Source organism: Aeromonas sp. QDB68, from assembly GCF_027707405.1.
GTDB classification, from domain to species: domain Bacteria; phylum Pseudomonadota; class Gammaproteobacteria; order Enterobacterales; family Aeromonadaceae; genus Aeromonas; species Aeromonas caviae.
Genome location: NZ_JAPCIQ010000067.1, coordinates 1 through 23,005, shown reverse-complemented (window position 1 = coordinate 23,005; position 23,005 = coordinate 1). Strand labels below are relative to the sequence as shown.

Below are 23,005 nucleotides of genomic sequence, written 5' to 3'. Positions count from 1 at the left end.
ACCAGCGGGGCTGACGCCCCGGCGAAATTCCCCTCCCACCTACGTCGGAGGGAGTCCCCTTTCGCATTTAAGATGGCCTGCCACTCGTCCGCCGGCAGCCAGCCGGGTTCGTCCCCGTCCCCCAGGGCGATGAACCCCTCGTAGTCGAGCTCGCCGATCAGCTCCCCTTCCCGGTAGAGGGGATCGTCGATGGCGATCACCAGGGACTGGCTGTCAATGAGAGAGAGCGCCTTTCGCACCACTGCGCCGAACTCCCGGTCCACCAGCACCACCTTGCTCTGGGCGTGCTGGAAGATGAAGGCCATTGCGTCCGCATCGAGCCGGGTGTTGATGGTGTTGAGCACAGCGCCGCTCATGGGTACCCCGAAGTGCGCCTCGAACATGGCCGGCACATTGGGGGCGACGATGGAGACGGTGTCCCCCTCGCCAATGCCGCGACGGCGCAGGGCCGAGGTGAGCTGGCGGCAACGGCGTTCGGTCTGGGCCCAGCTCTGGCGCAAGGGGCCGTGGATCAGCGCCGGATAGTCGGGATAGACCCGGGCGGCCCGCCCCAGAAAGCTCAAGGGGGTCAGCGCCTCGAAATTGGCGGGCGTCTTGCCAAGGCCGGCGTCGTACATGTTCTGCTCTGTCATCGGATCCTTCCTCACAGGGACACAAAACGGGGTGGCACTCGCGGTTCACCACAACCGGCATTGTGCCCTGATGCGGGGCCAGGATGCCGGCTGGAACCGGATGAAAGGGTATCAAGGGGGCCAGATCCCAGGTATTAGCGAAACGTCTTAGGGGCCCTCGGCCCTGCTCCCCCTGTCGCCAATCGCCGACGCTATTTTTGTGCGGTCACTTTTTGCGCAGTCAGCCCCTGTCGCGATCCCGTGGCCCTTGCCTTGAGCCTGCGGCGCAAAATGCCAAGAATGATCCCAAGCCCTCAACGGGTATGAGTACAAGGAGAAGAGTGATGAACAAATCCATGTTGGCAGGTGTCGGGATCGGTGTTGCCTCTGCGCTGGCATTGTCGGCGGTCGCCAGCGGATCCCTGTTTTCATCAGAGCCCCAGTTTGCCGAGGTGCTGGCCAGCAAGCCGGTGACCGAGACCATCAAGACGCCACGTCAGGAGTGCCGCAACGTCACCCTGACCCACCGCAAGCCGGTGCAGGACGAGCACAAGATCCTGGGTACCGTGGTTGGCGCGGCCCTGGGCGGCGTGGTCGGCCACCAGTTTGGCGGTGGCAGCGGCAAGAAGGTGGCCACCGCCGCCGGTGCCGTGGCAGGGGGTTATGCCGGGAATCAGGTGCAGGGCAACATGCAGGCCGGTGATACCTACACCACCACGGAGCAGCGCTGCAAGACGGTGCAGGAGAGCAGCACCCGCACCATCGGCTATGACGTCACCTACCGCCTCGCCGGCCAGGAGGGGGTGGTACGCATGGAGAAGCAACCCGGCCCCACCATTCCGGTCAAGGATGGCAAGCTGGTACTGAGCAACGCGCAGGGTTGATACTCCGTTAGGAGCGCCCTGCCATGAGGAAGGCCCGCCATGACGGTGGGCCTTTTTCATCTTCGCAACCCAACCTGTCTGCAACAAGTCTTCCCAACAAAAGTCTTCCCAACTAAGAAAGGGGCCCGCAGGCCCCTTTTTATATTGAGACGTCATCCTCAGTGGCGACCGAAGGGCCACCAGGACTTGTCGTTGTCCTGGATGTCGACCCGGGTCTGCTGCAGGGCGCCGGGCTGGCCCCCTTCCACCCGATCGAGGCTCACCCTGAACTGCTCGGTGGGCTCCACAAACCAGTCATCGATGATCAGCACCTTGACCGACTTGCTGCCCCCCTCGCCCGCAGCCCAGCTCACGGTCTGGCTGAACCAGGGCAGGAAATCCAGCCCCCAGCGCGCCGTGACTCCGTCAAGGGCCACCCGGGCCCGGGCCGGCTTGCTCAGATCGCCGCTGCGCACCAGGGGGATCTCGGCAAACCACTGCCCCTCGTTCACCGTCATGCTGGCGCGCGCCAGCGAGATGGTGGACGGCGCCAGCTTGTCCTTGATGGTCACCAGGGTCTGGTGCTGATCCCCCAGGGCCGCGCCGCTCGGGTCAAACAGCTCCAGGGTAAAGGTCTCGTCCCCCTCGTGCAGGGTGTCGCTCTTCACCGGAATGCTGATGGTCTGGGGCTCGCTCTGCCCGGCGGCCCAGTGCAGGGTGCCGGTGAGGGGCGCCACGTCGCTTGTGTCCCCGCTGCCGTAGACGATGCGATAGCTGACGCTCGCCTCCCCGTGGCTGCCATCGCTGCGACTGACACTCAGGGACAAGGTATTCCCCTCCTCCACGTTCGCAGCGGCGCTCTCGAGACTCAATACCCCGGCGGGTGGCTGCGGATACTGGATGGCCACCAGCACCGGATCGTGATCCGAGGCGCTGAAGGGCCCTTCGGATTTCGCCAGCTGACCGCTGTACTTAGTGCCGTACTCGAAGAAGTTGCTCTCGGCGGAGTTGATGTGCCAATCCTCGATGCCGATCACCTTGGCCGCGAGGCTCGGGTTTGCCAGGGCGTGATCCAGGTTGCCGAGCTCCCCTTCGTAGCTGTAGGAGTAGGTGTCGGTGCCATGGAAGCGGGTATTGAGGTTCACCAGACCATACCCCTTGCCAAGGGCGCTGCCGCTCTCCTCGAAGGGCTGACCCGCCAGAGTGGTGAAGGAGGCGCTCATGATCTGGCGCGCCTGGGCGGCCGGATCATAGTCGGTCAGCACCCGGATGGGATCCTCCATGCCATAGGCGTTCATGTCGCCGATAAGCAGCAGATCCCCGGCCAGATCCTTGAGGTGCTCCCCCAGCACCTTGGCGGCGGAGACCCGCAGCGCGTTGCAGTGGCCCTGGCCATCCAGCGGATCGGCGCTGGCGTAGTCGGGGTAATCCTCGAAGCAGGCGGAGCCCTTGGACTTGAGGTGGTTGACCACCAGGGTCAGGGGCGCATCCCCCTTGGGCGAGCTGAAACGCTGCACCAGCGACTCGCGCATCCCCTGATTGATGGTCACCGGTTTGCCGCTGGCGTCCACCGCCTCGGCCTGCTGCACCGGCAGCGCGATAAGGCTGGCGGCCCCCTCCGGGGTCACTTTGGCGGGTCGGTAGATGAGCCCCACCGTGATGGCGTCGGTGCCAATGGGCTTGCCATCCGGCGAGGCAATCCAGCGGTAGTGATCCGCCTCGTCCGGCTGGGCGGCGTTGAGGGCCGTAACCAGATTGGCGATGGCGGAGTTGTCGCCATAGCCGTTGTTCTCGATCTCCATCAGCCCCACCACGTCGGCATTGAGGCGGGTGATGGCGCTGACTATCTTGGTGCGCTGCAACTCGAACTCCGCCACCGTCAGGGCGCCCCGGTTGCTGCCGGTGGGGTTGGCATCCCCGCCCACGACCGTGGTGAAGAAGTTGAGCACGTTGAAGCTCGCGACCCGCAGATCCCCCGCCTCGGCGAGCTCGGGGGTTTCCACCCGATCCCAGCCACTGTGATCTATCTGGCTCGCGTCGATGCGATTGCTGGCCACCAGCCTGAACAGGTTGTAGGAGTAACCAAGCGCCCCCTCCAGCCCGTTGAGCTTGTCGCCGATGCGCAGGTAACCGTCCTCGGCGTTGAAGCCGGGGAACCAGGGCAGCACACCGTCCGGCGCCTTGGCGTCGGTCTCCACCACCAGCTGGTTCTGCTGGTTGCGAAGGGCCCAGTCGCTCGCCTCCTGGCTCATGGCGGCAAATTTCTGGGTCGACTTGATGAGCGGCGCGCCATAAGAGAGCACCAGGTTGTTGCGCTTGCCGTCGTAATCGAAGCTGAAGTTGCGGGTCACCACCAGGCTGGAACCGGGCACCAGCCGTACCTGCATCCCCTCGTGACGCTCCAGCAGCTGGCTCAGGCTCTCGCCCGCCACCGGCAGCAGATCCACCGCAGCCGGGATGGCCCCTTGCGGCCGGGTCACCACCAGCTCGTCTGCGTTGATCTGGGTCTGGTTGAAATACTCCTTCACCTTGCCAGACACACACACCTCGGCCCCCGGCACGACGGCAGCGTTGGCCTTGGTGGTGTAGACGAAGAGGCCGTCGGAGGTAGCCGCATTCCCGTCCCCCTGCTCGTCCTGAATGAAGAAGCCCTTGTAGAGGCCGCTCACTACCTGGGTCACCACGCCGCGGGTGGCGTAAGCCTGTTCCGATTCGAACTTGCCGGCTGGCACCAGGGGGCTGCTGGTGCCGGGGCCCTGAATGGCGGGCACCGGCACCAACTGATCCACCGGGCAGACGAAGGCGGGCGGCTGGGTGCCATCGCAGGGACCATCGCCACTGCAACCCAGGCCACTGGCGTCATCTTTCGGGGCGGCCACGTATTCCTGCGCCGGATCAAAAGGCGACGTCGCATCAGTGCGGCCCATGGTGACGGTGGCCTTGCGGCGCAGGGTCATGTCCAGGGTCGAAACGTTGCCGGAGACCCAGGACGTGCCCGGATCCACCCCTACCTGGCCGAAGCTGTCGATTATCTCGCTGCCGCGATAGAGCACCAGGGCATCGTCGCCGTTGAACACCAGGTTGCCGCTGGTCTGATTGGCCTTGGCCAGGATCTCGGCATTTGCGGAGGGGTTGGCCAGCACCAGACTGGCGCCCGGGGCCAGGGTGCCTTGCAGCGCCAGGCTGTTGGTGGGGGATTCGCTGATGGGTTTGCCGTTGGCGTAGAGGGCCAGCCGGTATTGTGAGAGATCGACGGCGTCGCTGCCGAGGTTGCTCAGCTCCACCGCCTTGTTGTTGCCGGACCCTTCCAGGTATTCGGTGATGAGCAGTTGTGCCTGTGCCTGTCCAGCGAGCGCCAGCCCGACGGCCAGCGCCACCAGAGAGTGTCTTCCTGACATGGTCAGTTTCCTTTTTTATTTGCAGATCATGTTATTGGCGCCCCGCACAAGGCGGGCCGCAGCACCTTGGATGCAGCCATCAGCGGGAGGCATGTCAGCCCCCGGCCGAAACTGCGCGCCCACTCTGCCCCGTCGACGCCGGGGCTGCTGCGAGCTGGCTAACAATGACAACAAAATGTTGCGCCAAGGTGACGGGCAATACCCGAATGGGCAGTGTCTGCCATCGCTGCGCAGGAAGTTGTCGCCCCCCAGCCCCTGCTGGCTGCCTCCGTCAGGGAGCGACATCGGCTCCGGGGCAGACGGGGGGAACACTACGGCGGCCTCTGCCCGGTACCATTTCGTGAACAGCGCCACTCACAGACTCCGAATCATGGGCAAATCCATGGGTGCCATACCGGGCGCCACCCCCTTCGTGGCCCGAGAAGGCAGAAAACCGCGGGATGAGACTCTCTCCTGGTGCTCTTGTGGAACCGGTTTCAGTAATGACAGAAATAACAAGAGAGGGGATGACACAAACGTTTGTTGCTTTTGCGCTCGCGAATGGCAATAGTTCTCACTTTCTTTTTTGACCGTCTCTATTCTCGAGGTGCTACAAGATGTTTCGTCACCCCCTGGCAAAGTTGCTGCTGCTCGGCCAGCTCGTCCTGGTGAGCTGGATGGCGCAGGCCGCCCCCCCCGTTGAAGTGGAAGATGTGATGGGCCGCAAGGTCTCCCTCAGCCTTCCGGCAAGCCGCATCGTGCTCGGTTTCTATCCCGAAGATTACCTGGCGGTGGCCGGTGAAGGCGGGGCCGAACGCCTGGTGGGCATGTCCCTGGGCTGGTTCATGAAGTCCCGTCCCGCCATCTGGTCTCTCTACGTGGCCAGCCAGCCACAACTGGCCAAGGTCCCCGACCTTGGCAACGTACAGGATCAGAGCTTCTCCATCGAGAAGACCCTGGCGGTCAAGCCCGACCTGGTGATCCTGGCGAAGTGGCAATATGAGGCCCTGGCCGCCGACCTGCCACGCCTTGAGCAGGCGGGGATCCCGGTGGTGGTCATCGACTACAACGCCCAGACCCTGACACAGCACATGGCGAGCACCCTGCTGCTTGGCAAGCTGACCGGCCAGGAGGCCCGCGCCCGGAAGATGGCCGACGAGTACAAGGCCAAGATTGACACCATCACCTCCCGCATCGCCGCCGCGAAGCGCACGCCGCCCCGGGTCTACATCGAGCTGGGTGACAAGGGTCCGGCCGAGTACAGCTACACCTATGGCAAGGACATGTGGGGCGCCATGGCCCTGCTGGCCGGTGGCGACAACGTGGCCGCCCCCTTCGTCGATCGCTGGGGCCCCATCCACCCGGAACAACTGCTGGCGAGCAAGCCCGAGGTGATCCTGATGGCGGGCTACGAGAGCGTGAGCAGTGCCGTCGCCATGCAGGTGGGCCAGGATGTGTCGGCAGAGACCGTGCGCCAGCGTCTGCAAGGCTTTGCTGCCCGTCCGGGCTGGAGCGAGCTGCCTGCGGTGAAGGAGGGTCGCCTCTACGCGGTCTATCACGGCGCCACCCGCAGCATCATGGATGCCGCCCTCATCGAGTTCATGGCTAAGGCCCTCTATCCGGACCTTTTCCAGGATCTCGCTCCCCTGGCCACCTATCAGGCGTTCTACCAGCACTACCTGCCCATCCGTCCCCAGGGCACCTTCATGCTGGGCATCAAGCAGGATGACGCAAGCTAACCCCGGCAATTCGGGTGCGGCCCACCTCGGCCACGCCCTCTTCAGCAACCCTCTTGGATTGTGTGGGCGCCTCTTGCGGCGCCCGTTTCAGGATTGACATCATGAATGATTTGGCTGCCCTGCAGCAGACCCTCGCCCGGCAGCGGCAACGGGAGCGCCGTCGCTGGCACTGGCTCCTGCTGCTCACCCTGGTCCTGTGCATTACCCTGGTGCTCGACATCGCCACCGGCCCCTCCCTGTTGGCCCTGCACGACGTGATCGATGCCCTGGTTTCCCCCGCCCAGGCCGATCCCATGACCCGCACCATCGTCCACGACATGCGCTTGCCTATCGCCCTCATGGCCCTGGTGGTCGGCGCCTCCCTCGGCCTTGGCGGCGTGCAGATGCAGACCCTGCTGGACAACCCCCTCGCCAGTCCCTACACCCTGGGGCTCGCGGCGGCGGCGGGCCTGGGCGCGGCGCTCGCCCTCTACACCGGCGGCCTCGGGCTCTCCCCCCTAGTGGCCATCCCGGCCGGCGCCTTCATTGTGTGCATGTTTGCCGCCTGCCTGCTGTTTGGGCTGGCCATGATGCGCCATGTCAGCAGCCAGACCCTGATCCTGGCGGGCATCGCCCTGCTGTTCCTGTTCCAGTCCCTGCTCTCCCTGCTGCAGTTCCTCTCCTCCCCCGAGCTCAACCAGCAGATCCTGTTCTGGCTGTTTGGCAGCCTGATGCGCACCACTTGGGACTCCCTGATCATCACCGCCGTCGTCACCCTGATCTGCACCCTGCTCATCTACCGGGATGCCTGGGCCCTCACCAGCCTGCGCCTCGGGGAAGCCCGTGCCCGCAGCCTCGGAGTCAACGTCGACAGGCTGCGCATGAAGACCCTGGTGCTGGTCGCCCTGCTCACCGCCACCGCCACCAGCTTCGTCGGCTTCGTCGGCCTGGTGGCCCCCCATATCGCCCGCATGCTGGTGGGGGAAGATCAGCGCTTTTTGATCCCCCTCTCCGCCCTGTGCGGGGCCTGCATGCTCTCGGCGGCCTCGGTGCTCTCCAAGTCCATCATTCCGGGGGCCCTCTTCCCCATCGGCATCGTCACCGCACTCATTGGCGTGCCCTTCTTCATCTGGTTGATCCTCGGCAGGGGGCGTAAACGTGCTTGAAATATCCCGACTCTCCCTCTCCCTCGGCCAGCAGACCTTGCTGCGGGATCTCAGCCTCACTCTGCATCCGGGTCAGGTCCATGTGATCATCGGCCCGAACGGGACCGGCAAGACCTCCTTGATGCGCACCCTCTTTGGTGAACTGACCCCGGACAGTGGCGACATTCGCCTCGGGGACCAGAGTGCCCGCCAGATGACGCAGGCCAGGTGGCGCCAGCAGTTTGGCTACATGCCCCAGAACATCCAGCTGGAGCTGGATCTCAGCGTCATCGAGGTGGTGGTGCTGGGGCGCCTCGACAGCCTCTCCATGCGCCTCGCGGACGAGGACATCCTGGCCGCCGGCCGTGCCCTGCAGGCGCTTGGCATCGCCCATCTGGCGGATCGCCCCCTCTACTCTTTGAGCGGCGGCCAGCGGCAGATGGTGCTCTTCGCCCAGGTGCTGCTGCGCGACCCCCGCATCATGATGCTGGACGAGCCGGTCAGCGCCCTGGACCTGCACCACCAGATGCAACTGATGGAGCACCTGTGCCAGCAGACCCGGGAGCAGCAGTGGATCACCCTGGTGGTGCTGCACGATCTCAACCTGGCCGCCCAGTTTGCCGATCAGCTGATCGTGCTGGCAGGGGGAGATCTGCAGGCCTTCGGCCCCCCCGCCCGGGTGCTCGACGCGGCCCTCATCGAGCGCCTCTACCAGGTGCCGGTGGAGATAAGCCACGATCAGCACGGCATCCCCTTCCTCAGAACCCTGCGAAAGACATCATGACACAGTCCTGCGCCACCCCGGCGACCACCTCCCCACGCACTGGCGGGAGGCGACCATGAACGGCGCCTCCTACTGGCGGGACTGGCAGGGCATGAGCCCGGCCGCCCGCCTGCTCATCACCAATGGGCTCGCCTTCAACCTCGGCTTCTACATGATGATGCCCTTCCTCGCCCAGCACATGGGCAGCGGGCTCGGCCTGGCCGGCTGGGCCTGTGGCCTCGTCATGGGGATGCGGGTCTTCAGCCAGCAGGGGCTCTTCCTGCTGGGCGGCACCCTTGGGGATCGCATCGGCTACCATCCCGCCATCGTCTGGGGCTGCCTGGTACGATCTTTAGGCTTCGTGCTGCTGGGCTGGGCCGAGTCCCTGCCCATCCTGCTGCTGGCCGCCGCCCTCACCGGCTTTGCGGGGGCTCTGTTCACCCCCTGCGCCCAGGCCTACCTTGCCAGCGAATGCCACAACCCGAGCCAGCGTCAGCGCGCCTTCGCCCTGCACAATCTGGCCAGCGAGGCGGGCATGCTGCTCGGCCCCCTGGTCGGCCTCACCTTGACCCAGCAGAGCTATACCCTGACGGGGATCCTGGCGGCGAGCCTCTTCGCCCTGCTCGGAGTGCTGCAATACCGGGTGCTGCCTAAACGCCCGGTGAGCAACCCGAGCCCCCGTGGCGCCATCTTGCGCCAATGGGGGGAGATAGTGCGCCAGCGCCCCTTCATGGGGTTCACCCTGCTGGCAGGCAGCTACCAGATCCTGTTCCACCAGCTCTACCTCGCCCTCCCCGCCCATATCCAGAGCCTGCCGGACGCCACCCACCTGCTCGGCGGCGTCTTCACCCTCTCGGCGGTGATCGGCGTTCTGCTCCAGCTCCCAGCCTCCCGCCTGGTGGAGCGCCGCCTGGGAGTACCGCTCGCCATGGGGCTGGGGATAGGCATGATGGGCCTGAGCTATCTCGCCCTGCCCCTGCTGGCACCCTGGCCGACGGCAGGCGTGTTGACGCAGGTGGCCCTGCTTTCCCTGGGCTCCATCCTCTGCTTCCCGCTCTTCGCCGCCCAGCTGCCCCGCTACGCGCCCCCTGAGCAGCTCGGCAGCTACTACGGCTTCTATGCCAGCGCCGGGGGCTGCATGGCGCTCTTTGGCAACCTGCTCATCGGCTTTATGCTGGGGGATGCGGGCAGCCGCCCCGCCACCGCCATCTGGTGGCTGCTGGCCCTCGCCGGCCTGCTGGCGGGGTTTGGTCTCTATACCCAACTGCGCAAGGATGGCCAGGTTCAGCCTGCTCCCCATCAATAAACAGGGCGGCCAAGGCCGCCCTGTTTAGATCTCCATTCTCCCCTTTGCCTTCTTCCCCACTTGTCCATCAAACCCGAGACAGAGCAGGCTGACGCTAGATACCTAACTTTTGAGTTCATCGATCTATGCAACATTTGGCTCAGGTTCGACTGGTGTATATTGCGCTGCGCAGATGTCAACTACCTACGCCTCACCAGTAGGGAATGCAGAGGACGGTTTTGCACTCAACTCTAATAGTCTCGCAAAGATCTTTTCCTCTGCATTCAATGGTCCTTGCATATTCTGTTGCCCAAAAAATGCAGCAAGGTAACCACAACCAGCATGCAGTACGCCGACGAAAATCTCTTCCAAATGGCGCACGGTTGCGCCTTCAAATGCCTCAGTAGACTCCTCGCCCTTCAAATGCGCCGAGTAGAAGTAGCTGGCACCAAAAGGAGAGCCGTGAATGATCTCGGATGAAAGAGAATAAATCAGACCATATGCTGCAAGCAGGCGTGACCCCGAACGACGCCCAGCTAATTCGCCCACTCTCCTTATACGACTAGGCACATCAAGGTTGGTCCACATGCCGTTACCCTTACCACTAAACTCGGGATACTCCAGTGCAAGCGTGGCCTGCTGATCAGGGTCGCAACGAACCTCGATAGAGAACTCACCGCTACCAAATTTTCTATTCTGTTGACGCCAAGCGGCAAAGTCGATGTACCGGATGGCTCGTGAGCTCACTTTGTCCGATTCGGCCAAAAGATAGCTCGCATTTACGAAGGATTCGATTGCTGATCTGGCGACTGGATACGCGTCTCGAACTGGTATACCGCGAAGTTTTGACATCTGAAGCAACGTTTCAAACGACTGACCTGCAGACATTGCCAACAACGTGCTCATACGCCTCTGTCCATCACCTAGCGTACAAATTAGTTCTTCCTCTTCAAAGGTTACAGACCCTTGCGACGCGACCAAAAGCGCGAGACGAAGAAACTCTTGCTGAAGCATTGCTAAGCCACGCAAGGCATCAAGAATTGGAAGTTTTTGAGTATCCATAATACCTGACGTGTGAATCCTGTTGCTCTAAGTGAGTGATCACAGAGCTTTGAACCGTAATTACTTCGCTGCTCTGAGTTATTTGCGTCCCCAGTGTTCCAGCAAAAATGATCTAATTTCCCAGATGCAGCGCCAACCAGACCGCCAGCGGGATCACCACTATCGAGAGCGCATTGCCGCCGAGCACTATGCTGGCCACCTTGTCGGGCTGGCACTGGTACTGCTCGCACAGGATGTAATTCAATACCGCCGGGGGCAGTGCCACCGAGAGTGTCAGCAGCGGGATCCAGGCAGGCTCCAGGGGCAGCAGCCAGACGGCGAGCCCAAGGGAGAGTCCCCCCGCCAGCAGATAGAGCAGGTTGCACTTGAGGGCCAGCCCCAGATGACCCAGCTCCCCTTCCACCAGGCGAACCCCCAAGGCGAACAGCATCAGGGGCACCGCTATCTGGCCGAGCAGGGCGGCGCTGGTCACTAGGTATTCCGGCAGCGGGATATGCAGGTTGGCCACCAGCAGGCCGGCGAAGGCGGCCCAGAGCACCGGGCTTCTCAGCCAACCCCAGCGGGAGCTGCTGGCCGAGAGGATAAACATGCCCACCGTGAAGTGGAGCAGGTTGGAGAGCACGAACAGGATGACGATGGCGCCGAGCTGCTGCTCGCCAAAGGCGAGCACCATCAGCGGAATGCCGAGGTTGCCCGTGTTGCGAAACATGGCGGGCAGGATCAGCGCGGCCCGCGCTATCTCCTTGAGCCGAAGCAGGGCGAGCAGCAGGCCGGGGAGCAAAATCACCAGGGCGCCAGCCGCGACAAGCGGCAGGTGCGCCGCCAGATCCAGCGGGTATTTCACCAGGGCCGAGAAGACCAGCGCCGGGGTAAAGAGCTCGATATTGGCCCGGTTGATGTAACCCAGGTCGCCACCCGGTCGCAGCCGCCCATAGAGGGCGCCGAGGCCCGCCACCGCAAACACCGGGATGACGATATTGAGCAGGGCGCTGAACATGGGCAGATCCTTTACAGTTCTCGGGCCGGACGTCCCATCAGCACCACGGGATCCAGGGTGACCTCCTGGCTGCCGTTGCTGACCCAGAGCTGACCGTCGGAGATGGTGCAGGTGAGCTGCATGGTGCGCTCCACCATGGCCGCCAGCGGCAGGGTCTGGCTGTCGGAGAGCTCGATGACGCTCAGGTTGTCGTGCAGACCGAGCTTGCCGTGGTTCTGCTTCCACCAGACGCTGGTGCCACGGCCTCCGTAAAGGTAGAGCACCACCTGGCGGGAGCGGTTGCACGCCTTCTTGAGGCGCTTCTCGTCCGGCTGGCCCAGCTCAATCCAGAGTTCAATCTCATCGGAATAGTTCTTGCGCCAGAGCTCGGGTTCGTCGTCGGCAGAGAGCCCCTTGGTGAACTCCAGTCGCTCGGCGGCATGCCAGGCGAAGGCCGCGAGGCGGATCATCATGCGCTCGTCGGTCTCGGAGGGGTGACGGGCCAGGGTGAGGGAGAAGTCCTGATAGAGATTGCGATCCATGTCAGACAAGCTGATCTGGGCCTTGAAGATGGTTGCCTTGAGCGCCATAGAAGTCGTGAACACCTGATAAAAGAGAAAGGGGCGGACATGCCGGGCGTCAGTGTAATCAAAATGGCCGCCGGGTTCGACCGTCTTGCGCTCCCTTTACCCTATCAGGGGCGGGATAAGTGCTTCAGGAGACACAAAAAACAAATGCCAGTCGTGAGACTGGCATTTGGCGGCATGAACGAGAGTGACTCACTTCTCGGCGGACTTGACCCCGAAGGCATTGAGCAGCAGGCAGCAGGTGACTGCCACGGCCACGAAGCCACTCAGAAAGATAAAGGGCATGGCCCCGTATCCCAATATGTTCCAGATGGTTTGTTCGAGCAGACTCATAGTGTGTCCTTCATCCAGTGAAATGGGTGTCCCTTTCGCGACGGGGTAGTCCCCGCTCCTGATAAGGCTATTTGACCTCAACCCGCGCCTGAGTCCTATGCCACCAAAGTAATAAATGGGGCACCAGTTTGCGCCAGATCAATAATTTAGCCCCTTGTCACCCCGTTTTCCGCTCCCCGGGGCCCCTGGCTTGGAGAAAAAAGGCGGGGCGACCCAGGGCCGCCCCGCCTGTTTGTCACGCAGACGTCTCAGCCGTAGAAGCGCTGCTGCTCCGCCGCCATCGCCTTGAGCCGCGCACAGGGGGCAAAGCGGTCGCCAAAGCGCTTCTGATGGTGCTCGAGGCGCCCCACCAGATAGTCGATGCCGAGGCTGTCCATGTAGCGGAAGGGGCCGCCCAGGAACGGCGGGAAGCCGATGCCGAAGATGGCGCCGATGTCGCCGTCCCGGGCCGAGGCCACCACGCCGCTGTCGAGCGCCATGGCCGCCTCGTTGAGCATCAGCAGCACGCAGCGCTCGGCGATCTCCTGCCTGGCCAGTCTGGCCTGGGGCTTGACGCCGAGCACGTCGTAGACGCTCGCGTCCACCGTCTTCTTGCCCTCCTTGCCGGTGAGCCGGTTGCGCGGCGCCGCCTTGCCATAGAGGTAGAAGCCCTTGCCGTTCTTGCGCCCCTTACGATCGTCTTCCAGCAGCTTGTCAAACGCCTTGGGGGCCTGGAACTGCTCGCCACCCAGCTCTTTTTCGAGGATGGGGGAGATCTTGGCCCCCACGTCGATCCCCACCTCGTCCAGCAGGGTGATGGGGCCGACCGGGAAACCGAAGTCGAGCAGAGCGCCGTCCAGTACCTCCACCGGCTCCCCTTCCAGCACCAGGCGCGCCGCCTCGTTCATGTAGGGCGCCAGGATACGGTTGACGTAGAAGCCGGCCTCGTCCTTCACCACGATGGGGGTCTTGCCCTGGGCCCGGGCGAAGGCCAGGGTGGTGGCCACCGTCTCGGCGCTGGTACCCGCGTGGGGAATGATCTCGGCGAGCGGCATCTTGTCCACCGGGCTGAAGTAGTGCAGCCCCACCACCCGCTCCGGATGCGTCGCCGCCGAGGCGATCTGGTGGATGGGCAGGGAGGAGGTGTTGGAGGCAAACACGGTGTGCTCCCCGCACTCGCGCTCCACGTCCTGCACCATCTGGTGCTTGAGGTTGATGTCCTCGAATACCGCTTCCACCACCATGTCCACCCGGTGGAACCCGGAATAGTCCAGGGTGCCGGTGAGCAGGCTCATCTGTTTCTCCAGCTCGCTGCGCAGCAGTTGGCGACGCTTGAGCTTCCTCGCGAGAAGGTCGTAGCTGTAACGCATGGCATTGCCGATGCCGGCGCTCGCCACATCCTTGATCCGCACCGGTACCCCCGCCTTGGTGGCGGTGACGAAGGCAATACCACCCCCCATCAGGCCGCCCCCCAGCACGGCGGCATGACCCACCTTGCGCGGCTCGGCCCCCTGATAGCTCACCTCTTTCTTCATCTCCGTGGTGGCGAAGAAGAGGGAGCGCAGGGCGGCGGATTCCGGCGTCATCACCAGCTCGCCGAAGTGGCGGGCCTCGGCCTGCAGGCCGGCCTGCATCCCCTCCTCCATGCCGATGCGCACCACCTCGATGATGCGCGCCGGCGCCGGGTAGTTGCCCCGGGTCTTGGCCTTGACCCCCTTGCGGGCCTGATCGAACAGCACCTTGCGACCAAATTTGTTGGTCTCCAGCACCTTGCCCTGCAGATCCCGTTTCAGGTGGTGGCGCGGCTTGCCCTTCTTGGCAAGCTTGATGGCGGCCTCCAGCAAAATGGACGGGGGCACCATGTCATCCACCAGCCCGAGCTTCCTGGCCTGTTTGGCCCGCACCTGCTTGCCGGTCAGCATCAGATCCAGTGCCTTGGCCACCCCGATGAGGCGCGGCAGGCGCTGGGTACCGCCGGAGCCCGGCAGCAGGCCGAGCTGCACTTCCGGCAGGCCCAGCACGGTTTTACCGTGATCAGTCACCACCCGGCCATGACAGGCGAGCGCCAGCTCCAGCCCGCCGCCAAGGCAGGGGCCGTGAATGGCGGCGATCACCGGGATCCCCAGGGCTTCGATCTCGGCGAACACGTCCTGTCCGGCCCGGGACAGCGCTTCGGCATCCTGGGCGCTGGTGCAGGCCGCCAGCATGGCGATGTCGGCCCCGGCAACGAAGGAGTCCTTCTTGCCGGAGACGATCACCAGGCCGATCAGATCCCCGTTCCCCTTTACCTCGGCCAGCAGAGTGCGGATCTCGTCCGCAAAGGAGGCCTTCAGGGTGTTCATGCTCTCACCGGGCACATCCATGGTGAGGATGCCGATGCCGTCTTTGCGAATATCCAGAGAAAAAGTCTTGGCACTCATCATTCCACCTCCAGCACCATGGCCACACCCAGCCCACCCGCCGCACAGGCGGTGTTGAGCCCCAATCCCCCACCCCGGCGCCGCAGTTCATGCAGGGTCTGGGTGATCATGCGCGCCCCGGTGGCGGCAAAGGGGTGACCAAAGGCCAAAGAGCCGCCGAGCACGTTGAACTTCTCCATGTCCACCTCGCCGATGGCCTGATCCCGGCCCAGCTTGTCACGGGCAAATTCGGCGCTTGCAAACATCTTGAGGTTGGCCAGCGTCTGGGCGGCAAAGGCTTCGTGCATGTCGATGAGGGTCAGATCCCCAAGGGTGATGCCGGCACGGTCCAGCGCCAGCGGCGTGGCATAGGAGGGGCCCATCAGCATGTCCTGCCATACGTCGATGGCGGAAAACGCGAAGCTGCGGATGTAACCCAGCGGCTCCAGACCCAGCTCGCGGGCCCGCCCTTCGCGCATCATCAGCACGGCGGCGGCGCCGTCGGTAAGCGGAGTGGCGTTGGCGGCCGTCACCGAACCGTGGGCCCGGTCAAAGACCGGTTTGAGCTTGGCGTAACTCGCCAGATCCGAGCTTTCACGGATGTTGTTGTCCCGCTCCAGCGGCGACTTGTAGGGGGGCACGTGGGCGGTGAACACCTCGCCATTCAATTTGCCCTGCGCCCAGGCTTCGGCCGCCAGGGTGTGGGAGCGGTGGGCCAGCGCATCTTGCGCCTCGCGGCTGATCTGGTGGGTCTTGGCCATCTGCTCGGCGGTCTGCCCCATGGAGAGACCGGTGGAGTACTCAGCCACGGCCGGGGGCACCGGCAGCAGGTCCTTCAGGCGCAGACGGCGCAGAATATTGAAACGCTGCTGGAGGTTGCGCGCCTTGTTGAGATCCACCAGGGCGCGGGCCAGAGACTTGCTGACCCCGATGGGCAGCACGGAAGAGGAGTCGGCACCGCCGGCGATGGCGATGTCCACCGTGCCGGCCATGATGGATTCGGTGACATTGGCCACCGCCTGGAAACTGGTGGCGCAGGCGCGCGACACGCTATAGGCATCGGTGCTGACGCTCATGCCAGTGCCAAGCACGATCTCCCGGGCGATGTTTGGCGCTTCCGGCATCTGCACCACCTGGCCGAACACCAGCTGGTCGATGAGCTTGGGGTCGAGATCGGTGCGGGCGAGCATCTCGCTCACCACCAGTTTGCCCAGATCCACCGCAGGCACGCCGTGAAAAGCGGTGGCCTGCTTGGCAAAGGGGGTGCGCAGACCCGCCACGACGGCTATCCGTTCGCCCTGGCGAGTCGTCAGTTTCAATGGCTGTTTCATCCTGGCTCCTTGGGTTAAAAAGGCAGAGGTCTGACCTCATTGCGCCACATCTTAACAATCCAATCACAACTTTCATACGGCTGATTGAAACTAAATTGTCCCCATCTTGCCACCCTCCCTCGCCCTTGTGAGCCAACTGGGGTATAAAAAGATCAACTTCCATAAAAACAACGGGTTTATCGCATGGCAGCGGCCGAGTTCAGAGCACTTGGAGACTATCTGGGCAGCCAGATCCTGGGACAGGGCCCCCTCATCGAGGGGCTGCTGATCGCCCTGTTATGTGAAGGACATGTGCTGATCGAGGGGGCCCCCGGTCTTGCCAAGACCCGGGCGGTCAAGGCGCTGGCCGGTGCCGTGGAGGGGCGCTTTGCCCGTATCCAGTTCACCCCGGATCTGCTCCCTGCCGATCTCACCGGCAGCGAGGTCTTCCATCCCCAGGATGCGAGCTTCGTGTTTCAACCCGGCCCCCTGTTCAACCACCTGGTGCTGGCGGACGAGATCAACCGGGCGCCGGCCAAGGTGCAGTCCGCCCTGCTGGAAGCCATGGCCGAGCACCAGATCACCGTGGGCAAGAAGAGCTGGCGCCTGCCCTCCCTCTTCATGGTCGCCGCCACCCAGAACCCCATCGAGCAGGAAGGGACCTATCCCCTGCCGGAGGCCCAGCTCGATCGCTTCTTGCTCAAGCTGCTGGTGGATTACCCCAGCCCCGCCATGGAGCTGGCCATCCTTCAACTCAACGCCCGTGGCGACGCCCTGCCGACGCCGCCGGTCACCCTGAGCCAGTCCGACTTGCTGGAAGCCCGCACCGCCGTTCAAGGGGTACAGATGCAGGGGCGCCTCGAGCACTATCTGGTGCAACTGGTGTGCGCCACCCGACCCGGCAGCGGCCTGTGCCCCGAGTTGGAACCCCTCATTGCGGTGGGTGCCAGCCCCAGGGCCAGCATCGGCCTCGCAAGAGCCGCACGGGCCCGGGCCTGGCTCGCCGGGCGCGACTTCGTATTGCCCGAAGACATCCAGCAACTGGCGCCAGCCGTGCTGCGCCACCGCCTCATCCCGAGTTATCAGGCGCTGGCGGACAACCTCGATAGCGAGGCGCTCATCACCCTGCTGCTGGATGCCATTCCATGCCCCTGAACCGACCCCCACAGGCAGCCCTGTCGCCATGACCCCCGTCGCCGAGCCCCGGGATCACCCCGACATCGCCCTCACCCTCGAGCGGCTGCTGGCGGTGCGCCTCTGGACGCGCCAGAGCGAACGTGCCCGCATTCATCAGGCGGCCCAGGGGCGTATCGGACGCCAGCCCGGGCTGCATTTCAGGGAGCTTCGCCTCTATCAGGCCGGTGACGAGGTGCGTCACATCGACTGGCGGGTCACCGCCCGCCTCGGCCGCCCCCACACCCGCCTCTACGGGGAAGAGCAGGATCAGGCCCACTGGTTGCTGCTGGATCTCTCACCCGCCATGTACTTTGGCTCCCGCGCCCAGCTCAAGGCCCGCCTTGGCTGCGAGCTGGCCGCCGCCCTGCTCTGGCAGGGGGAGAAACAGGCCAATACCTTGATCTGCCAGGGCGCAGCCCCCCACACAGAGCACCAGCGCGGCTCTCTCATGCCTCTGCTGGAAGCGCTCTGCCGCCATTACGAGGCAGGGCTGGATCGCGCCCCCCCACCCTGGACGCTGGCCCAGACCCTGGCACGACTCACCCTGCCCCACGGGGCCAGATTGACCCTGATAAGCCATCACCAGGCACCGGACCAGGCACTCTGCCAGCAGTTGCAACGCCTTCGCCTGCGCCACGATATCCACTACTGGCAGATCCGCGATCCCCTGGAAGCCGCTCTGCCCGAGCAGGGGCAGCTGGCAGTGCAGGCAGGCAGACACAGCGGTTGGCTCGCGGGAGAAGACCCCCGCTTTCGCGCCCGCTACCAGAGGGCGGCCGACGAACAGGCCGAGGCCTGTCGCCAGCAGTTGCTGCCCCTGGTGACGCGCCTCTATCGCCTCGACAACGGCGCCACCCTGCAACGCCAGTGGCAGGAGGGCGGATGCCGTCTGTTTTGAGGGGGGAGCAGGGCGTGCCCGCACCGGATGCATATCGCCAGCCCTCGTCCAGCGAGGCCTTGCAAGCCATTCGTGCCGAGCTGCGCGACATCCACCAAGGCCCCGCTCTCGAGCCTGCACAGGATCCTCGCCTGATGGCCCTCGGTGGGCTGCTGATCGCGGCGATCGCCGCTTGCCTGATCGCCATGACGGCCCTCACCCTGTGGCGCCAGCGCCACTGGGCGCATCGGATAGACTGGCAGGCCGACGATCTCGTCCCCAGGCTGCAGGATGCCCTGCGAGAAGCGGCCATGGCCCGCTGGCCCGAGGCGGCCCCCCTGCAAGGGGAGGCTTGGCTCGCCTGGCTGGACAGCAAGGGGGGGAGCGATTTTTCCCGGTTTGCCGCCCAGTGGCCGCTCTGGCTCTATGGGGGCAGAATGCCCGATGAGGCGCAGCGCAAAAGATTGCGCCTCGCCTATCTCGCCTGGGGGCGACGCTGCGTCAGCGCGCCGCGATTCCCGACAAGCAAGCGAGGGGCCCCTTCCCCGGAGGGTACGCGATGATCCTCGCCTGGCCCTGGTTTTCCCTCGCCCTCGCCCTGCCGCTGCTGGTGCGCTTCGGCCTGCCTCCCATGAAGGGGCGCAAGGGAGGAAACCAGCTCGTTCACGGAGGTTTTCCCCTGCTCCGGCCCCAGGCGGGGCAGCCCTTGTGGCGCATGATGCTCTGCTGGTGCGCCCTGGTACTGGCCCTGTGCCGCCCCCAGTGGCAGGAGCCCCCGATCATTCACTACCAGAGCAGCCGAGACCTCATCCTGGCGGTGGATCTCTCCGACAGCATGCGCACCCAGGACATGCTGGATGACGGAGAGCAAACGGACAGGCTTGCCGCGGTGCGCCAGCAGATAAGCAACCTTGTCGCCTCCCGCCCGGGGGATCGAATCGCCCTGGTCGTCTTTGCCGATCACGCCTATCTGCTCTCCCCCCTCACCCAGGAGACCGGGGCCCTGCTCACCCTGGCCAGGGAGCTCGATTTCGATCTGGTGGGGCGCACCACGGCCCTGGGGGAAGCCATCCTGCTGGCACGCCAGCACGCCGACCCCACCCGCCCCACCGCCCTGCTGTTGGTGACGGACGGCCGCAATACCTCGGGCAATGCGGATCCCCTGACCGAGGCCAGGCTCGCCGCCAAAGCCGGCATCCGTCTCTATACCCTGGGGGTGGGCGCCGACCCCGACACCTTCGCCGCGCCCGCAGGGGACGCCGACCCCAGTGCCGAACTGGATGAAGCCCTGTTGCAGCAGCTGGCGACACTGGGAGGAGGCCGCTATTTTCGCGCCCGCAACCGGGGCGATCTCGCCGCCATCAACCAGGCCATCGACACCCTGGAGCCCCTCGCCCGGCCCCAGATCCTCTCCCGGCCCCACCAGGAGCTCTACCCCTGGCCACTGGCCCTGGCCTGGCTGCTGCTCTGCTGGCCAGCCCGCTGGCACATCCCCCTGTCACACAGGCCATCCCATGAGTAGGCTGGTCATGACGGTGACACCATGGAGCTGACCTTGCTGCGCCCCCTCTGGTTGCTAGCCCTGATCCCCTGGCTGTGGCAGGGGTGGCGCCGCCGCCGCGATCCCGGCTTGCTCTCCCCGGCCATGCAGGCCTATCTGCTGCCGAGCCGCCATCGGGCCATCCCCTGGCGCTGGCTTGCTTGTCTGCCGGTGATCCTGGCGCTCTCGGGCCCCGCCCTGCGCCAGCAGAGTCTCCCCATGCCGAGCCCGGCCCTCGATATCTGGCTGCTGGATCTCTCCGACTCCATGCTGGCACAGGATCTGGCGCCGGACCGGGCAACCCGGGTGAGGCTGGGATTGCAGGAGATGCTGGCCGACATAGCGCGGCAGGATGCGCCCCATCCCATCGCCCTCATCCTGTTTGCCGGGGATGCCTACCTCGCCATGCCTCCCACCCGGGATCATCAGGCCATCGCCCTGCTGCTGCCGGACCTGCGCCCGGCCATCATGCCTGTCCAGGGCAGCGCCCCCGAGCGCGCCGTGGCCCTGGCCCTCACCCTGATCCCGCCGGGCCAGTCCGCCCGTCTGCTGCTCGTGACCGACGGCCTCTCCGGGACAGCGCGCGATCGCATCGCCGCCCTCTGGCCCTGCCTCAACGACCTGTTCTGCAAGGCAGGCTCGGCCCCGCGGCTCGACATCCTGCTGGCCAGCGGGGGCAAGGAGACCCGGCAGCCCGGCGTGGCTGCCGAGCGCTGGCAGCTCGGCAGCCCGATCGGCCACACCTTGCCGGCGCCCGACGAGGAGGCCATGGCCGCCCTTGCCGCCAGTACCGGAGGCAGGCTGGCCTGGCTTGATTCCGGCCTGCCCCGCTTTGCCCCCCTGCCCATGGGCCAGGCCCTGACGCAGGGGCAATCCCGGGATCTCGGCCCCTGGCTGCTCATCCCCTTGCTCCCCCTGGCGCTGCTGGCGCGGATCGGCGCCCACTGGCTGCTGGTGATCCTCGTCATTGGCTTCGCGCCCCCTTCCCTGCAGGCGGCCTCCCGACAAGATGAAGAAGGCTGGCAGGCTTATCGCCAGGGACACTATCGGGAAGCGGCCAACGCCTTCCAGGATCCGGTCTGGCAAGGCAACGCCTGGTATAGATCCGGGGATTACGCCAGGGCCGTCGCCGCCTATGGCAGGGCAAACAGCGCCACCGCCCACTACAACAGGGGCAATGCCCTGGTCTGGCTCGGGGATCTTGCCGCCGCGGAGCAGGCCTATCTGAGCGCCCTTCGCCTTGAACCTGGGCACAGGGATGCCTTGCACAACCTGGCCCTGCTGCGGGCCAACCCGCCACAGTCGGCGTCCTCGGCAAATGCCCCGGCACAGGCCGACACTCCCGACCCCGCCCGCGCCTCAGAGGCTCCCCGCCCCCCGGCGCCCCCCGTGCTGCTGCTGGAGCAGCGCCTTCGCAAGGAGGCCCTGCGCCGCCCCCTGCTCAAGGTGGAGGAGCCCTGGTGATCCTCGTACTGCGCTTGCTCTCCCCCCGGTTCGGCTGCTGGCTGCTGCTCGCCCTGTGCGCCATGCGGGTGCAGGCCGCCCCTGTCGAGGCCGAGCTGTTGCCGGGGGCGAGCGAGCGCGACTGGCTGCTCGTCATCGAAGCCGACGGGCTGCACCGCGATGAGGATCTCAACCTGCAACCGCTGCTGCGCCAGTTTGCGGTCGGGCGGGTCAGCATCCAGCGGGTCAGTGCCCAGAGCCGCAGCCTGACCCGCTGGCAGATCCCCCTGCACCTGCTCGATACCAGCCCGCGCCAGGTGCCCTCCCTGCCCCTTGGCGCCGATCTCACCCCCTCCCTGGCGGTGCCGACACGTTCCCTGGACGGCACCCTGATGCCGACACAAGACCCGGTATTCTCTCCGGTCGAGCTGCAGGCCCGGGTGCTCCATGAGGGGAATCTCTACCCCGGCCAGCCCTTCATCTATGAGCTGACCCTCTGGCTGCCTGCCAACCTGGAGGCCCCCAACCTCGGCGAGCCCATCACCCCGGCCTTTACCATTCGCCGCCTTGGCGAGGACCGCTGGGACTCTCCCACCAGCCCCGGCCTGCCCGGGCGTCTCACGCGAAAATGGCTGCTGCAGGCCAAAGGACCCGGGCTCCATCCCGTCGAATCCCCCCGCTTTCAGGGGCGGTTGCCGCCCCAGGACCAGGCCGGTGCGACCGCGCCGGGCAACGCGGGGGATCTGCTGTCCGCCAGGGCGGCGACCCTCTTCATCAAGGTGGACAAGGCCCCCCTGGAGCCGGTGGCGAGCAGCCTGGTGTTGCGCCAGCAGTTCAGCCCGGCCCAGGCCAGGGTGGGTGAGCCGGTGATCCGCACCCTCACCCTGGTGATGGAAGGGGGGGATGGCAACCGCCTGCCCCCCTTGCCGGCCCCGCCCCTGCCCGCCGGCCTCTCCATGAAGCCGGACGGCGAGCAGCAACAGGAGCGATTCGTGGCCGAGGGGGCGCTACGCTTCGAGCGCCAGTGGCGCCAGGCCCTGACCGCCGACGAGGCGGGGCGCTATGTGCTGCCCCCCCAGACCCTGCGCTGGTTCAACACCCAGAGCGGTCGCATCGAGGAGGCGCGCCTGCCCGCACATCCTCTGGTGTTCACGGCAAGGGAGAGCGCCACTCCCGCCTCCCCCGCACCAGGGATCCAGTATCTCTATTGGGTGCTCCTGGCCATCCTGCTGCGGGCATTCATGCGCCGCTGGCCGCGCTGGCGCGCTTTCTATCGCCTGCAACGGGCCCTCGCAACGGGCTCTCCTGACGAGGCCAGGGAAACCCTGCTGACCTGGGCCGTCCTGCGCTGGGACACCCCCTGCCTGCATCTGGCCAGGCTGCCCTGTCACCGCGACCCCGCCATGGGGGCGCTGCTGGACGACCTGGATCGGGCCTGTTTTTCCCCCAAGCGAGTCCCTGGCGAACACCTGCCCAGGCAGGCGCTCGCCAGGGAGTTGTGCTCCAGGGAGAGCTTTGCGATAGCCTATGGTCTTCGAATACTGGCGTGGATGCGTGCATG

19 protein-coding genes are annotated in these 23,005 nt (G+C 65.2%); 11 read left to right on the top strand and 8 right to left on the bottom strand.

Annotated elements, in window-relative coordinates; all coding sequences use genetic code 11:
• Window positions 1–632, bottom strand: a 632-nt coding sequence (locus tag PG892_RS16415) for an AMP-binding protein (RefSeq protein WP_235657113.1), incomplete at its 3' end; no start/stop codon positions are given.
• 323 nt (window positions 633–955) lie between these two features.
• Here PG892_RS16415 and PG892_RS16410 point away from each other — a divergent pair.
• Complete coding sequence (locus PG892_RS16410; protein ID WP_010674678.1) at window positions 956–1,495, top strand: glycine zipper 2TM domain-containing protein; 540 nt, start codon at window positions 956–958, stop codon at window positions 1,493–1,495.
• Window positions 1,496–1,653: 158 nt separating this feature from the next.
• Here the strand turns inward: PG892_RS16410 and PG892_RS16405 are convergent, their stop codons facing one another.
• Window positions 1,654–4,872: an ExeM/NucH family extracellular endonuclease gene (locus tag PG892_RS16405; protein WP_052815032.1), complete on the bottom strand. Its 3,219-nt coding sequence runs from the start codon at window positions 4,870–4,872 to the stop codon at window positions 1,654–1,656.
• 596 nt (window positions 4,873–5,468) lie between these two features.
• Here PG892_RS16405 and PG892_RS16400 point away from each other — a divergent pair.
• The 4 genes from PG892_RS16400 to PG892_RS16385 all read left to right on the top strand — a co-directional run bounded on the left by PG892_RS16400 (window position 5,469) and on the right by PG892_RS16385 (window position 9,783).
• A complete protein-coding gene (locus PG892_RS16400) occupies window positions 5,469–6,590 on the top strand; it encodes an ABC transporter substrate-binding protein (RefSeq protein ID WP_052815033.1) in 1,122 nt (373 codons plus the stop codon).
• A 101-nt stretch (window positions 6,591–6,691) separates the two neighbouring features.
• Window positions 6,692–7,735 carry a FecCD family ABC transporter permease gene (locus tag PG892_RS16395; protein WP_052815034.1) on the top strand — a complete coding sequence of 348 codons (1,044 nt, stop codon included), beginning with the start codon at window positions 6,692–6,694 and terminating at the stop codon, window positions 7,733–7,735.
• On the top strand, window positions 7,728–8,498 hold the full coding sequence (locus PG892_RS16390; protein ID WP_010674674.1) for an ABC transporter ATP-binding protein: 771 nt from the start codon (window positions 7,728–7,730) through the stop codon (window positions 8,496–8,498). Before PG892_RS16395 ends, PG892_RS16390 begins: the two co-directional genes overlap by 8 nt.
• A gap of 55 nt (window positions 8,499–8,553) precedes the next feature.
• Window positions 8,554–9,783, top strand: a complete 1,230-nt coding sequence (locus PG892_RS16385; protein WP_010674673.1) for an MFS transporter — start codon at window positions 8,554–8,556, stop codon at window positions 9,781–9,783.
• A 183-nt stretch (window positions 9,784–9,966) separates the two neighbouring features.
• Here the strand turns inward: PG892_RS16385 and PG892_RS16380 are convergent, their stop codons facing one another.
• The 6 genes from PG892_RS16380 to fadI all read right to left on the bottom strand — a co-directional run bounded on the left by PG892_RS16380 (window position 9,967) and on the right by fadI (window position 16,429).
• A complete protein-coding gene (locus PG892_RS16380) occupies window positions 9,967–10,824 on the bottom strand; it encodes a DUF5677 domain-containing protein (protein ID WP_270825584.1) in 858 nt (285 codons plus the stop codon).
• 112 nt (window positions 10,825–10,936) lie between these two features.
• Window positions 10,937–11,821, bottom strand: a complete 885-nt coding sequence (locus PG892_RS16375; RefSeq protein WP_264786625.1) for an AEC family transporter — start codon at window positions 11,819–11,821, stop codon at window positions 10,937–10,939.
• Window positions 11,822–11,832: 11 nt separating this feature from the next.
• On the bottom strand, window positions 11,833–12,390 hold the full coding sequence (locus tag PG892_RS16370) for a YaeQ family protein (protein WP_270825583.1): 558 nt from the start codon (window positions 12,388–12,390) through the stop codon (window positions 11,833–11,835).
• A 189-nt stretch (window positions 12,391–12,579) separates the two neighbouring features.
• Window positions 12,580–12,720: a TIGR02808 family protein gene (locus PG892_RS16365; protein WP_005325161.1), complete on the bottom strand. Its 141-nt coding sequence runs from the start codon at window positions 12,718–12,720 to the stop codon at window positions 12,580–12,582.
• A 248-nt stretch (window positions 12,721–12,968) separates the two neighbouring features.
• A complete protein-coding gene (gene fadJ, locus PG892_RS16360) occupies window positions 12,969–15,119 on the bottom strand; it encodes a fatty acid oxidation complex subunit alpha FadJ (protein WP_270825582.1) in 2,151 nt (716 codons plus the stop codon).
• On the bottom strand, window positions 15,119–16,429 hold the full coding sequence (gene fadI, locus PG892_RS16355; RefSeq protein ID WP_039039117.1) for an acetyl-CoA C-acyltransferase FadI: 1,311 nt from the start codon (window positions 16,427–16,429) through the stop codon (window positions 15,119–15,121). Before fadI ends, fadJ begins: the two co-directional genes overlap by 1 nt.
• Before the next feature lie 183 nt (window positions 16,430–16,612).
• Here fadI and PG892_RS16350 point away from each other — a divergent pair, with 183 nt between their 5' ends.
• From PG892_RS16350 to PG892_RS16325, 6 genes are all read left to right on the top strand, one after another.
• Window positions 16,613–17,563 (top strand): AAA family ATPase, encoded by a 951-nt coding sequence (locus tag PG892_RS16350; protein ID WP_052815041.1) that lies wholly within the window; start codon window positions 16,613–16,615, stop codon window positions 17,561–17,563.
• A gap of 28 nt (window positions 17,564–17,591) precedes the next feature.
• A complete protein-coding gene (locus PG892_RS16345; protein ID WP_161648194.1) occupies window positions 17,592–18,482 on the top strand; it encodes a DUF58 domain-containing protein in 891 nt (296 codons plus the stop codon).
• A complete protein-coding gene (locus PG892_RS16340) occupies window positions 18,467–19,024 on the top strand; it encodes a DUF4381 family protein (protein ID WP_223954245.1) in 558 nt (185 codons plus the stop codon). The genes PG892_RS16345 and PG892_RS16340 overlap by 16 nt, the downstream gene beginning before the upstream one ends.
• Window positions 19,021–19,983 carry a VWA domain-containing protein gene (locus PG892_RS16335; RefSeq protein ID WP_052815044.1) on the top strand — a complete coding sequence of 321 codons (963 nt, stop codon included), beginning with the start codon at window positions 19,021–19,023 and terminating at the stop codon, window positions 19,981–19,983. The genes PG892_RS16340 and PG892_RS16335 overlap by 4 nt, the downstream gene beginning before the upstream one ends.
• Window positions 19,984–20,004: 21 nt before the next feature.
• Window positions 20,005–21,465: a vWA domain-containing protein gene (locus tag PG892_RS16330; protein ID WP_270825581.1), complete on the top strand. Its 1,461-nt coding sequence runs from the start codon at window positions 20,005–20,007 to the stop codon at window positions 21,463–21,465.
• A gap of 62 nt (window positions 21,466–21,527) precedes the next feature.
• Window positions 21,528–23,005 (top strand): BatD family protein (locus PG892_RS16325; RefSeq protein WP_198498017.1); only part of this gene is annotated, 1,478 nt, incomplete at its 3' end.

Coding starts and splice junctions, on each gene's coding strand:
- PG892_RS16410 (WP_010674678.1), top strand. CDS start 956: ATGAACAAATCCATGTTGGCAGGTGTCGGGATCGGTGTTGCCTCTGCG.
- PG892_RS16405 (WP_052815032.1), bottom strand. CDS start 4,872: ATGTCAGGAAGACACTCTCTGGTGGCGCTGGCCGTCGGGCTGGCGCTC.
- PG892_RS16400 (WP_052815033.1), top strand. CDS start 5,469: ATGTTTCGTCACCCCCTGGCAAAGTTGCTGCTGCTCGGCCAGCTCGTC.
- PG892_RS16395 (WP_052815034.1), top strand. CDS start 6,692: ATGAATGATTTGGCTGCCCTGCAGCAGACCCTCGCCCGGCAGCGGCAA.
- PG892_RS16385 (WP_010674673.1), top strand. CDS start 8,554: ATGAACGGCGCCTCCTACTGGCGGGACTGGCAGGGCATGAGCCCGGCC.
- PG892_RS16380 (WP_270825584.1), bottom strand. CDS start 10,824: ATGGATACTCAAAAACTTCCAATTCTTGATGCCTTGCGTGGCTTAGCA.
- PG892_RS16375 (WP_264786625.1), bottom strand. CDS start 11,821: ATGTTCAGCGCCCTGCTCAATATCGTCATCCCGGTGTTTGCGGTGGCG.
- PG892_RS16370 (WP_270825583.1), bottom strand. CDS start 12,390: ATGGCGCTCAAGGCAACCATCTTCAAGGCCCAGATCAGCTTGTCTGAC.
- PG892_RS16365 (WP_005325161.1), bottom strand. CDS start 12,720: ATGAGTCTGCTCGAACAAACCATCTGGAACATATTGGGATACGGGGCC.
- fadJ (WP_270825582.1), bottom strand. CDS start 15,119: ATGAGTGCCAAGACTTTTTCTCTGGATATTCGCAAAGACGGCATCGGC.
- fadI (WP_039039117.1), bottom strand. CDS start 16,429: ATGAAACAGCCATTGAAACTGACGACTCGCCAGGGCGAACGGATAGCC.
- PG892_RS16350 (WP_052815041.1), top strand. CDS start 16,613: ATGGCAGCGGCCGAGTTCAGAGCACTTGGAGACTATCTGGGCAGCCAG.
- PG892_RS16345 (WP_161648194.1), top strand. CDS start 17,592: ATGACCCCCGTCGCCGAGCCCCGGGATCACCCCGACATCGCCCTCACC.
- PG892_RS16340 (WP_223954245.1), top strand. CDS start 18,467: ATGCCGTCTGTTTTGAGGGGGGAGCAGGGCGTGCCCGCACCGGATGCA.
- PG892_RS16335 (WP_052815044.1), top strand. CDS start 19,021: ATGATCCTCGCCTGGCCCTGGTTTTCCCTCGCCCTCGCCCTGCCGCTG.
- PG892_RS16330 (WP_270825581.1), top strand. CDS start 20,005: ATGGAGCTGACCTTGCTGCGCCCCCTCTGGTTGCTAGCCCTGATCCCC.